The organism is uncultured Georgenia sp. (assembly GCF_937958535.1).
GTDB lineage: Bacteria > Actinomycetota > Actinomycetes > Actinomycetales > Actinomycetaceae > Oceanitalea.
Genome location: NZ_CALGNQ010000272.1, coordinates 1 through 10,792, shown reverse-complemented (window position 1 = coordinate 10,792; position 10,792 = coordinate 1). Strand labels below are relative to the sequence as shown.

The following is a 10,792-nucleotide window of genomic DNA, read 5'->3' as shown; positions in this document are numbered from 1 at the left end:
TCGGTCGGGACCCCGTGCTCGACCGGGGTGGTGTTGAGCAGCTCGAGGAGCAGCGCCTCGTCGGCAGCGAAGGAGATCATCGAGACCACTGTAACCCATCAGCGCGCCATTGACAGGTTAGAAACTCACCCGTAGCGTCAGCCTAACCACCCATCACCCAGACAAGGGGTTAGACCATGGCCACCGTCCACCACCGCTTCCGGACGATCGACGGGCACGAGATCTTCTACCGGGAGGCAGGCTCCCCGACCGCACCGACCCTCGTCCTCCTGCACGGGTACCCGACGAGCTCGTTCATGTTCCGCCACCTCATCCCGCTGCTCGCGGACGAGTTCCACGTCATCGCGCCCGACCACCTCGGCTTCGGGCTCTCCGCGGCACCGAGCGTCGAGCAGTTCGCCTACTCCTTCGACTCCCTCACCGACATCACCGAGGCGCTGCTCGCCGACCTCGGCGTCGACCGCTACGCGATCTACGTCCAGGACTACGGCGCGCCCATCGGCTGGCGGCTGGCGCTGCGCCGGCCGGAGGCGGTCACCGCCGTCATCTCCCAGAACGGCAACGCCTACGAGGAGGGCTTCGTCCAGAGCTTCTGGGCGCCGGTGACCGCCTACCAGCGCGAGCAGAACCCCACGACGGAGGCCGCCATCCGCCAGGCGCTGAGCATCGAGGCCATCCGCTGGCAGTACGTCACCGGGGAGCCGGACCTCTCCCTCGTGGACCCGGAGGCCTGGGTGCACGACCACCGGCTCATCGCCCGTCCCGGCAACGACCGCATCCAGCTCGCCCTGCTTCGCGACTACGCGACGAACGTGGACCTCTACCCCCGCCTGCACGAGTACTTCCGCAAGAGCCAGGTGCCCCTCCTCGCGGTCTGGGGAGAGGGGGACGAGATCTTCGGCCCCGACGGCGCACGCGCCTTCGCCCGCGACCTCCCGGACGCGGAGATCCACCTGCTGCCCGGCGGGCACTTCGTCCTGGAGAGCGCGGTGGACCAGGTGGCCGGGCTCATCCGCCGGTTCCTGTCGCGGGCTTGGGCTCCCGCACCTGCCGTCGGTGCAGCACGGTGACCGCCCGGCATCGACCGGCACTGCCGGCCTGGCGGCCACCAGCTCCCATGGCACCGACCAGCTCGCCACGAACCGAGGTCCCGACCTCCCGCCCGGAGCAGCAGGCTCCCACCCGGCTCGACGGCGCCCGCTCCCCCGCTCGGAGCTCATCATGACGGTCACCACCCCTGCGATCACCGCTGCGGTGCGTCTGCCGCGTGGGGCTGCCCTCGGGCTCCTCGCGACCTCGATGTTCGTCATCGTCCTCGACTCGGCGATGGTGAACCTCGCTGCGTCGACGATCCGGACGGGGCTGGGCCTGTCGGCGGCCGAGCTCGCCGCGGTCGCCAACAGCTATCTCGTCGCCCTCGCCGGCCTCATGCTGCTCGGCGGTCGGCTCGCGGACGTCCTCGGTGGCCGCCGGATGTTCCTCCTCGGGATGTCCGTCTACGTCGCCGCGTCCGCGTCGGCCGCCCTCGCCCTCAACGGCCCGATGCTCATCGCCGGGCGGATCGGCCAGGGCATCGGGGCCGCCGTCGCCATCCCCGCCGCCCTCTCCCTCGTCCTCGCGCTCTACACCTCGGCGGCCGAACGCACCCGCGCACTGGGCGTCTGGGGAGCGGCGGCGGGGGCCGGCAGCCTCGTCGGGGTGTTCCTCGGCGGCACGCTCACCGAGCTGCTCGGCTGGCGGTCGGTGTTCTGGGTGCCCGTCCCGCTCGGACTCGCCGCCGCGGTCCTCGTCCGACGCACGCTCCTGCCCGGCACCCGCGGAACCGGGCGCTTCGATCTCCCGGGCGCGCTGAGCATCACGGTCGGGATCTCCGCGCTCGCCCTCGGCCTCGTCACGGCCGCGGGTGCGGGGTGGGACGCACCGCGCACGGTCGGTGCGCTGACGGTCGGGCTCGCCGCACTGGCCGTGTTCGTCGTCGTCGAACGCCGGGCGTCACACCCCCTCGTGCCGCTCGGTGTGTTCCGCCGGGTGCAGGTCAGCGTGGCGAGCGCGGTGGTGGTCCTCATCGGCGCGACGCTGGCGAGCCTGTTCTTCTTCCTCCCGCTCTACCAGCAGGACGTCCTCGGCATGGGCGCGCTGTCGGCCGGGCTGAGCCAGATCCCCATCGCCGTCATGATCATCGTCGGCAGCGCCACCGCTCCCCTGCTCGCCGCCCGCATCGGGCTGCACCGCGCGCTGCCCCTCTCCCTCGCCGTCATGCTCGCGGGGATCACTTGGCTCGCGCTCAATCCCGCGGCCGCGTTCACGTGGCAGCACGCGGGCGCCTTCCTGCTCACGGGGACCGGGCTGGGCCTGGGGGCGGTCGGGGCCATGGCGATGGCGGTCCGCGACAGCGGCGACGGCGAGGGCGGCCTGCTCAGCGGGCTCGTCAACGCCGGGCAGCAGCTGGGCGGTGCGGTGGGCCTTGCCGCCATCGCCGGCCTGGCGATCGGGTCCGCCGGCGCGGGGACGGACATGAGCTTCACGGCGGCCTTCCTCGGCGGGGCGGCCCTGGCCGCCGTCGCCGTCGTCCTGTCCCTCGCCCTCGCCGTGACCACCCGCGGCACGACCCGGCCCGCCCCCTGACGGGCCGTGCCTCATCCCGACCGACGAGAGGGAGCGTTGCTCATCGCCCACCACCACGCAGACCGACCCGCCCGCCCCAGTGCCATCCCACCCGAGGAGTTCCCGATGATCCACCACATCGTTCGCATGTCCCTTCGTCCCGACGTCCCCGCCGAGCAGGTCCGGTCCGCCCTCGCGCAGATCCAGGAGGCCGGCAGCCAGGTCACGCCCGCGTCGAACGGGTCGTTCGGGCGTGACGTCGGCGGTGACTTCGACTTCGCCGCCGTCTCCTCCTTCGCGACGTTGGAGGAGTACGAGGAGATGATGAACCACCCCGCGCACCTCGCTGTCGACCGGTTCGGGCTGCCGCTCGTCGACAGGTTCGTCTCGTTCGACATCACCGACGACCCCGATCCACAGGTCGCCGTCAAGATCGAGGCCATCCACCGGAGGCGGTTCGCGGCGCACCCGGACATCGCCGAGCTCGTCTCGCGGGTCCCCGACTACAGCGGGAGCGGCGCACCGGCGCCGCACGGCGCCTGAGCCCGCCGAGGTGCCCCGCCCTGCCGTCGAGCGGGGCGGGGCACCTCGTCGTGTGCCCCGGGGCAGTCTGGTCCCGTCACCTATGCGGTGAGCCGGGCGAGCCGCTCCGCGTCGGAGGAGCCGGGCTCGGCATGCAGGACCACGAGCACGAGTCCCGCGGTCCCGCTGACGGCGAGCCGTTCCCGGTGGAGGGTGAGCAGCCCGGCGCGGGGGTGGTCGATCCGGATCGCGGAGGGCCGCTGGGCGCGCACGTCGTGCCGTGCCCACAGCTCGCGGAACCGCGGGCTCGCGTCTCGCAGCTCGGCGACGAGCGCGCCGAGGCGAGGGTTGTCGAGGGCGCTGCCCACGGCCTGTCGCAGGCTCGCGACGAGGCACTCGGTGGCGTCCTCCCAGTCCGGGTGGAGCGCCTTCTCCTCGGGGTCGAGGAAGATGTCCCGCAGCTGGTTGCCGCCCTCGGTGAGACGCGGGGACAGGGCTCGGGCGGCGGCGTTGGCCGCCACGATGTCGAAGTGCGCGTCCTCGATGAAGGCCGGCTGCGGCAGGGAGTGGAGCAGCGTGAGGGTCGCGCCCGGCACGTCGTCGTCCCGTCGTGGCCGCGGCGGCCGGGGCGGCCGGCCCGCGAGGGACTGCAGGTGGGCGACGTGCTCGTCGTCGAGCCGCAGGACGCGGGCGAGTGCCTCGATCACCTGGGCCGAGGGGTTGCGGTCGCGTCCCCGTTCGAGGCGCAGGTAGTAGTCGACGCTGATGCCGGCGAGCATCGCGACCTCCTCCCGCCGCAGCCCCGGCACCCGCCGCACGCCGACGGCGGGGATGCCGGCCTGCTGCGGGGTGACGAGCGCGCGCCGCGCCTGCAGGTAGCTGCCCAGGGCGTTCCTCCGCTCCCGCGCGACGTCGTGGTCTGGGCCGACCGGCCGTGGGACAACGGACAGCCGGGGTCCTGCCAGACCCCCGGCTGACGAGGGCTCTGCCAATCGGCTCGCACGGCTCATAGCGTCGACAACAGCGCATCCGCGCGGAACATTTCGGAGAAGGAAGTCCCATGACGATCACCCTCATCACCGGCGCCAACAAGGGCATCGGGTACGAGACGGCGCGGCAGCTCGTCGCGCAGGGCCACGTGGTCTACCTCGGCGCACGCAGCGTCGAGCGGGGGACGGCGGCGGCGAGGAGCATCGGCGCGCGGTTCGTCCAGCTCGACGTCACCGACGACGCCTCGGTGGCCGCCGCCGTGGCCACGATCAAGGACGCCGAGGGCAGGCTCGACGTCCTGGTGAACAACGCGGGCGTCCTCGAGACCGAGCTGACCGGCACAGCGGCGCTGCGCGCCTTCGACACCAACGCGGTGGGCGTCGTCCGGGTCACCGAGGCGGCGCTGCCGCTCCTGCGCAGGTCGCGTGGTCCCCGGGTGCTCACCATCTCGAGCAGCGCCGGCTCGTTCTGGGCGGTGACCACTCCCGGTCGGCCGGAGCACGGGCTGTCGCTGCCGCTCTACTCGGCCTCCAAGGCCGCGGCGACGATGCTCACCGTCCAGTACGCCAAGGCCCACCCGGACATCCGCTTCACCGCCCTCGAACCCGGCACGACGGCGACGGACCTCACCGCCGGCCTGGGGATCGGCCGCTCGGCGGAGGACAGCGCCCGCGCCGTCGTCGCGGCCCTCGACGGGGACGGCCCCTCCGGGACGCTGCGCGACGAGTCGGGGGCGCTGCCGTGGTGACCCTCGGGATCCTCGGCGCCGGCCAGGCCGGGAGCACGCTCGCGCGGGCGGCGGTGGTGGCGGGCTACGACGTCGTCATCGCCAACTCGCGGCCACCCGGGACGCTGGCCGACCTCGTCCACGCGCTCGGTCCCCGTGCGCGTGCGGCGTGGGCGCCCGACGCCGCGGCGGCGGCGGACTTCGCGTTCCTCGCCTTCCCCTACCGCCCGGAGCACACGCTGCCCGGCGCGGAGCTCGCCGGCAAGGTCGTGCTCGACAACAACAACTACATGCCCCGGCGGGACGGCATCTTCCCGGCGGTCGTCTCCGGGGAGAAGACGGTGCACGAGCTGCGCCAGGAGCAGCTGCCGGGGGCACGGCTGGCGAAGGCGTTCAGCCACATCCAGTTCCACGGCCGGGTGCCGGTGCGGGTCGCCGCCGACGCGCTGCCGGCGCTCGTGCGGCTCGCGCGCCCCGCCGGCGCACCGGACCGCACCGCCCTCGTCGTCTCGAGCGACCACCCCGGGGCCGTTGCGCTGGTGACGCGCTTCTACGACGAGCTCGGCTTCGACACCGTCGACAACAGCCCGCTCAGCGAGTCCTGGCGCAGCGCTCCGGGCACGCCCATGTGGGAGCAGTCCTTCGACGGGCAGACGCGCACGGAGCTCGCACGCAACCTGCAGCTGGCGGCGCGGCCCACGGGGTAGCCGCCCGACACCCCCGGCCGGTGCGCGGACTCCCGCCCGCTGGTCGATGCCCGCGACTCGTCGTGGAACGGCGCCTCGTACCAGGGGGCGCTTCCTCCTCACCGGACTCAGCGCTCTCAGCCGATCACGTGGACCAGGCCCCACCCACGACGCTGGAGGCGAGCGGTGAACTCCTGGGCCTCACGGAGGTAGTGAGTGACATACTCCCTCCCGCTCGCGGACAGGGGGTCTCCATGAGGGTCGCGGCACGCTGCCACCTCGTCCTCGCCGATGAGGACCAGGTCGCGGGCGACGTCGTCGACGTCAGCGGGTGACAGGACGTCGACCCACGGAACCCAGCCCCCGCCGGTGTGGGTGGCCTGGCCGCGAACGAGGGCGTAGGCCGTCCGGGGCGCGCCCGCGGTGGGACAGGTGAGCCACTGCAGCTCCTTCCAGCACTTGTCGAGGTAGAGCATGTCGGTCCGGGGTCGTCCGTCGAGCTCCCAGGCATCCGCGAGTGGGTCGGCCGGGAGGAACGGGTACGGGTCGGCCCGTGCCAGGTCGACATGCTCGGGGGCGAGCGGATAGGCGTAGTAGCGGATTCCCATGGCGCCGATCGTGGGTCTCACGACGGCCCGCCGGCCCGTCGCCTGAGTGGTTCTGTGGACGGCCGCGTGCTCAGTGCAACAGTGCGGCATCGTCGGCGCTCAGGCGTCGGCGACCGGTGCTGACCCCACTGGTTCCTCGCCACCCGCGTCCGCGGCCCGGCGCACCCGGCGGGCCCGTTCCGCGAGCCCACCGGAGATCCTGCCCGTGGCAGACCGGGCCTTGCCGAAGGCGTCGCTCCCCAGAGTCCGCACGACGTCCACACCATCGGACCCGGTCTCCAGCACCCGGTCCCTCGCCTCGGCCGCGGCATCTGCCCACCGTCTCGCCGCCACCTCCTGACGCTCGGCGTCGATCCCGAGCCGGCGTTGGAAATCGACGACGGCGGATGAGACGTTGTTGCCCGCATGCACCACCGACCGGGCGGTGACCGGGTGCAGCAGCACCCGAGCGTTCGCCCGGTCGGCCGCGGCGTCCATGCGTGCCATGAGCGCGGCGGTGCTCTGCAGGATCAGCTCGCGTCGGTCCTGCCGAGCGGCGCTGAGGCCGATGCGGTGACGGTCGAGCTCGTCGGGCGATGAGTCGAGCACCCGGTCGAGCTCGAGGACGGCGAGCGCGTCGTGGAGCTGGAAGCAGCGGGCCAGGACGGTGAGCCACTCCTGGACCTTCGTCTCGGCGGTCTTCGCGGCATCGGCGATGGCACCGAGGTCGGTCTCGCGTTCCAGCTTCTCGGCGAGGGCGTCGATCTGGCGCAGGGCGTACGCCTGAGTCCGCGCCACCGTTGCCGCGGTGGCCTGCACCTTCGACCACGTGACCTCGGAGACTCGGCCCACCCGCGAGCGGACAGTCATCGCCTCCTCGATGACGAGGTCCACCCCGATCATGTCGGCGAGCACTGCGTCCTGCTGGGCGCGGAGGACGTCGTCGAGCTTCTCGTCGATGGTCGCGAGGTAGTCGGTGATCTCGTCCATCGCCTGCTCCATGGCGATCTGCGCCATGAGGCCGGCCGCGCCGGAGAGGACCGCCGGGTTCATTGCCTTGGCCGCGGGGTTCGTCACGATCTCCATGAGGCCGGTGATGGTGCCCTTCGAGTCCGTGAACACGGCTCGGTTGACGCCTCGCTCGGACCCTTTCATCAGGTTGTACTTGCCGAGTTTCTCGGCGGACTCCTTCGTCAGCCTCACCCAGCGTCCCGACGTCGCGGCAACGTCCGCACCTGCCTGGGCGAGGCCCGCGGCGGATCGGAGTGCCGGCCCGAGCCGTTGCAGCCCGAGGTCCCGCGACGGCAGTCCTTCCGTGCGGAGAAAACGCTCGACGGCGCCAGGATGTCCGATGACGGCGATGCCGTCGCTGTCGGCGATGAGCTGGACCTCGTTCAACATGGGCTCCTGTGCGCGGAGGAACGGCCGTGGAGGACGACCGGATACGGGCAAAGCACTGAGCGTCGTGGTGCTCCCGGGCGCTCCCTTGCCGACGAGCATCGACCCCACCACGGTACCGCCGGCGGCTGCTCAACCGGGTCATGTGGCGAGCGTGGTCGTTGCGTGGTCGGTACGTCACCATGGCGGGAGCGCAGTGCCGACCCTGTCGTGAGCGAAGCCTCCGGAGGAGCATCACGGTGACCTCATCCCCCACTCACATCTCCGTCCGCGGCGCCCGCGTGCACAACCTCAAGGACGTCGACGTCGACATCCCGCTGCGTGAGCTCGTCGCCATCGCCGGGGTGTCGGGCTCGGGCAAGTCCTCTCTCGCCCTCGGTGTCCTCTACGCCGAGGGCTCGCGCCGCTACATCGAGGCGCTGTCCACCTACACCCGGCGCCGCATGGCCCATGCCCCGCGCGCCGCCGTCGACTCCGTCGAGCACGTCCCTGCCGCTCTCGCCCTCCGGCAGCGCCCGGGGGTGCCCGGCGTGCGCTCCACCTTCGGCACGTCCACCGAGCTGCTCAACGTGCTGCGGCTGATGTTCTCCCGGCTCGCCTCGCACGTGTGCCCGAACGGGCACCGCGTCCCGCCCACCATCGACGTCGCCGCCGAGGTCCCCTTCACCTGCCCGCAGTGCGGCGAGACGGTCCAGGCGCCGGGTGCCGAGCAGCTCGCGTTCAACTCCGAGGGCGCCTGCCTCGCGTGCACCGGCACCGGTGTGGTCCGCGACGTCGACGACGCCGCCCTGGTCCCCGACGACTCCAAGAGCATCGACGAGGGCGCCGTCCTGCCCTGGCAGATGTTCGGCTTCAACGTCCAGCCCGACATCGCCCGCGAGTTCGGCGTGCGCACCGACGTCCCGTACCGCGAGCTCACCGACTGGGAACGCGACATCGTGCTGGACGGGCCGGAGGAGAAGAAGCACATCACCGTGACGTCGAGGAAGGGCGTGCACGAGCTGGACTTCACCTTCCGCAACGCCCGCCTCACCGTCCTCAAGGAGCTCGAGCGCGCGACCGACGAGCAGCGGCTCAAACGCGTGGCCCGCTTTCTCACGGAGGGGCCCTGTCGTACCTGTGGCGGGACCCGGCTCAACGAGCGTGCCCGGCTCCCCCGCATCGGCGACCTCGGCCTGGCCGACGTCACCGCGATGACGCTCGACGACGTCGTCTCCTGGGCACCGACCATCGCCACCACCCTCCCGGCCGACATGCACCAGATGGCCGAGGGCCTGGTCGAGACGCTGCAGAACATGGCCCGCCGGCTCATCGAGCTCGGCCTGGGTTACCTCACCCTGGACCGCGCCGGCTCCACGCTTTCCACCGGCGAGCGCCAACGCGTCCAGCTCGCCCGCGCCGTCCGTAACCGCACGACCGGGGTCCTCTACGTGCTCGACGAGCCGTCGATCGGCCTGCACCCCTCGAACGTCGAGGGTCTGCTCGGCGTCATGCACGACCTGCTTGCCGACGGCAACTCCGTGGTCTTCGTCGACCACGACGTCCAGATCCTGCGCGAGGCCTCGTGGATCGTCGAGATCGGACCCGGTTCGGGCGCCGACGGCGGCCGCATCGTCGCCCAGGGCACCGCCGCCGACCTCGCCCGTCACCCCGACTCGCTGCTCAGCGGCTTCCTCACCGGCGAGGAACCCGTCGTCGTACGCGAGCGCGCCACGGAGGAGGCGATGGTCGACGCCGGTCGCATCCGGCTCGCCACCGGCGCGATCCACACCGTCCACCCGCTGGAGGTCGACATCCCGCGGGGGCGGCTCGTCGCCGTCACGGGGGTGTCGGGCTCGGGCAAGACCACCCTCGTCCTGGAGTCCCTCGTTCCCGCACTGGCCTCCCTCGCGGCGGACGACGACGGCGCACGCCGTCTTCCTGCGCACGTGCGGTCGGTCGACGCACCCGGGATCCGGCGGGTGCACACGGTCGACGCGACGCCGATCGGGATCAACGTGCGCTCCACCGTCGCCACCTACTCCGGCGTCTACGACGACCTGCGCAAGGCCTATGCCGCCACGGACGGCGCCCGGCGCCGCGGCCTGACCGCCTCCGACTTCTCCTACAACACCGGGTCGCTGGCCTGCCCGCGCTGCCAGGGCACGGGCCAGGTGTCCCTCGACGTCCAGTTCCTCCCCGATGTCGACATCCCCTGTCCCGACTGCGGCGGATCGCGCTACGCCCCGGAGGCGAGCGAGGTCCGGCGGGGCGGCCTGTCGCTGCCCGACCTGCTCGGGCTCACCGTGGCCGAGGCGCTCGACGTCGTCGGTGACATCCCGAAGGTGCAGCGGCGCCTGCGGGCGCTGGCCGACCTCGGGCTCGGCTACCTCACCCTCGGTGAGGACACCCCGGCCCTGTCCGGCGGGGAGGCGCAGCGGCTCAAGCTCGCCACCCAGCTCCACCGCGACCAGTCCGACGCCGTCTTCGTCCTCGACGAGCCGAGCGTGGGCCTGCACCCCCTCGACGTACGCACCCTGCTCACCGTGCTCGAGCGGCTCACCGACCGGGGTGCCACCGTCATCGTCATCGAGCACGACCTCGACCTCATCGCCAACGCCGACCACGTCATCGACATGGGTCCGGGCGGCGGTGCGGCGGGTGGGCGGATCGTCGCCGTCGGGACGCCGGAGCGGATCGCCCGCGACGCGGGGAGCGTGACCGGTCGGTTCCTGGCCGCCCACCTCCGTGAGGGAGTGCACGCCTCCTGACGTGACCGCGCGGGAGTGCCGCGGCCGGCGGCCGGCAGCGGACGGGCGTCCGCGCTCACCAGTCGCGCACGGACACCCGCACCCTCACGACGTCCCCGGGCTCGATCTCCTCGGCCTGGCGGGCCGCGTCCTTGAGCGGGAGCCAGAAGGTCCCCTGCCGCGGCCACATCGCCGTGGTGAACTCGGTGGCGCCGATCCGCACGTGCACGGGGACCATGCCCCAGCCGTAGGTCACGTCCGGCATGACGTCGGTGAGCCACTCGGCCTCGGCGGGCGGGGCGAGCACGAAGTAGTACGGCGCAGGTCCTCGCCACTCGACGACCTCGCCGCTCCACTCCAGGTCGTGCACCGCTCCCCCCGAGTCCGTCCGCGTCCGGGCCCAGACCGTGCGTGGCCGTTGTGTCGACGTCAGTTCAGCGCGCGCGTGGACTCCGGGATCACGCCGTCGGCGTAGAGGCTCTTGGCCACGTCCTGCAGCGCGGTGAGCGCGACCCGCTGGGTGGTGGGTCCGTAGGAGATGCGGGCGAC

Annotated in this window: 10 protein-coding genes and 1 pseudogene; 6 read left to right on the top strand and 5 right to left on the bottom strand. The window is 72.5% G+C overall.

Annotated features, from left to right (window positions below; all coding sequences use genetic code 11):
- Nucleotides 1-176 precede the first annotated feature (176 nt).
- From Q0195_RS15225 to Q0195_RS15215, 3 genes are all read left to right on the top strand, one after another.
- Nucleotides 177-1,070, top strand: coding sequence for an alpha/beta fold hydrolase (locus Q0195_RS15225; RefSeq protein ID WP_299280062.1), 894 nt, complete (start codon nucleotides 177-179; stop codon nucleotides 1,068-1,070).
- Nucleotides 1,071-1,221: 151 nt separating this feature from the next.
- Nucleotides 1,222-2,625: an MFS transporter gene (locus tag Q0195_RS15220; RefSeq protein ID WP_299280060.1), complete on the top strand. Its 1,404-nt coding sequence runs from the start codon at nucleotides 1,222-1,224 to the stop codon at nucleotides 2,623-2,625.
- A 105-nt stretch (nucleotides 2,626-2,730) separates the two neighbouring features.
- On the top strand, nucleotides 2,731-3,147 hold the full coding sequence (locus Q0195_RS15215; protein WP_299280058.1) for a Dabb family protein: 417 nt from the start codon (nucleotides 2,731-2,733) through the stop codon (nucleotides 3,145-3,147).
- A gap of 80 nt (nucleotides 3,148-3,227) precedes the next feature.
- Here Q0195_RS15215 and Q0195_RS15210 read toward each other — a convergent pair whose 3' ends face one another.
- Nucleotides 3,228-4,136, bottom strand: a complete 909-nt coding sequence (locus Q0195_RS15210) for a helix-turn-helix transcriptional regulator (RefSeq protein WP_299280056.1) — start codon at nucleotides 4,134-4,136, stop codon at nucleotides 3,228-3,230.
- 50 nt (nucleotides 4,137-4,186) lie between these two features.
- Here Q0195_RS15210 and Q0195_RS15205 point away from each other — a divergent pair, with 50 nt between their 5' ends.
- Complete coding sequence (locus Q0195_RS15205; protein WP_299280054.1) at nucleotides 4,187-4,864, top strand: SDR family NAD(P)-dependent oxidoreductase; 678 nt, start codon at nucleotides 4,187-4,189, stop codon at nucleotides 4,862-4,864.
- Nucleotides 4,861-5,550 carry an NAD(P)-binding domain-containing protein gene (locus Q0195_RS15200; RefSeq protein ID WP_299280052.1) on the top strand — a complete coding sequence of 230 codons (690 nt, stop codon included), beginning with the start codon at nucleotides 4,861-4,863 and terminating at the stop codon, nucleotides 5,548-5,550. The genes Q0195_RS15205 and Q0195_RS15200 overlap by 4 nt, the downstream gene beginning before the upstream one ends.
- A 116-nt stretch (nucleotides 5,551-5,666) precedes the next feature.
- Here the strand turns inward: Q0195_RS15200 and Q0195_RS15195 are convergent, their stop codons facing one another.
- Nucleotides 5,667-6,137, bottom strand: coding sequence for a hypothetical protein (locus Q0195_RS15195; protein WP_299280050.1), 471 nt, complete (start codon nucleotides 6,135-6,137; stop codon nucleotides 5,667-5,669).
- 99 nt (nucleotides 6,138-6,236) lie between these two features.
- Nucleotides 6,237-7,517 carry a hypothetical protein gene (locus Q0195_RS15190; protein ID WP_299280048.1) on the bottom strand — a complete coding sequence of 427 codons (1,281 nt, stop codon included), beginning with the start codon at nucleotides 7,515-7,517 and terminating at the stop codon, nucleotides 6,237-6,239.
- A 236-nt stretch (nucleotides 7,518-7,753) separates the two neighbouring features.
- Here Q0195_RS15190 and Q0195_RS15185 point away from each other — a divergent pair, with 236 nt between their 5' ends.
- Nucleotides 7,754-10,264, top strand: coding sequence for an AAA family ATPase (locus tag Q0195_RS15185; RefSeq protein ID WP_299280046.1), 2,511 nt, complete (start codon nucleotides 7,754-7,756; stop codon nucleotides 10,262-10,264).
- Between the two features lie 55 nt (nucleotides 10,265-10,319).
- Here the strand turns inward: Q0195_RS15185 and Q0195_RS15180 are convergent, their stop codons facing one another.
- Both Q0195_RS15180 and Q0195_RS15175 read right to left on the bottom strand, forming a co-directional pair.
- A complete protein-coding gene (locus tag Q0195_RS15180; protein WP_299280044.1) occupies nucleotides 10,320-10,613 on the bottom strand; it encodes a DUF1905 domain-containing protein in 294 nt (97 codons plus the stop codon).
- Between the two features lie 59 nt (nucleotides 10,614-10,672).
- Nucleotides 10,673-10,792: pseudogene (locus tag Q0195_RS15175) on the bottom strand (isocitrate lyase/phosphoenolpyruvate mutase family protein); the annotation flags it as partial.

What these genes read in the sequence shown, in the direction of transcription:
- Q0195_RS15210 (WP_299280056.1), bottom strand. Translation starts at nt 4,136, where the DNA reads ATGAGCCGTGCGAGCCGATTGGCAGAGCCCTCGTCAGCCGGGGGTCTG.
- Q0195_RS15215 (WP_299280058.1), top strand. Translation starts at nt 2,731, where the DNA reads ATGATCCACCACATCGTTCGCATGTCCCTTCGTCCCGACGTCCCCGCC.
- Q0195_RS15195 (WP_299280050.1), bottom strand. Translation starts at nt 6,137, where the DNA reads ATGGGAATCCGCTACTACGCCTATCCGCTCGCCCCCGAGCATGTCGAC.
- Q0195_RS15220 (WP_299280060.1), top strand. Translation starts at nt 1,222, where the DNA reads ATGACGGTCACCACCCCTGCGATCACCGCTGCGGTGCGTCTGCCGCGT.
- Q0195_RS15225 (WP_299280062.1), top strand. Translation starts at nt 177, where the DNA reads ATGGCCACCGTCCACCACCGCTTCCGGACGATCGACGGGCACGAGATC.
- Q0195_RS15205 (WP_299280054.1), top strand. Translation starts at nt 4,187, where the DNA reads ATGACGATCACCCTCATCACCGGCGCCAACAAGGGCATCGGGTACGAG.
- Q0195_RS15190 (WP_299280048.1), bottom strand. Translation starts at nt 7,517, where the DNA reads ATGTTGAACGAGGTCCAGCTCATCGCCGACAGCGACGGCATCGCCGTC.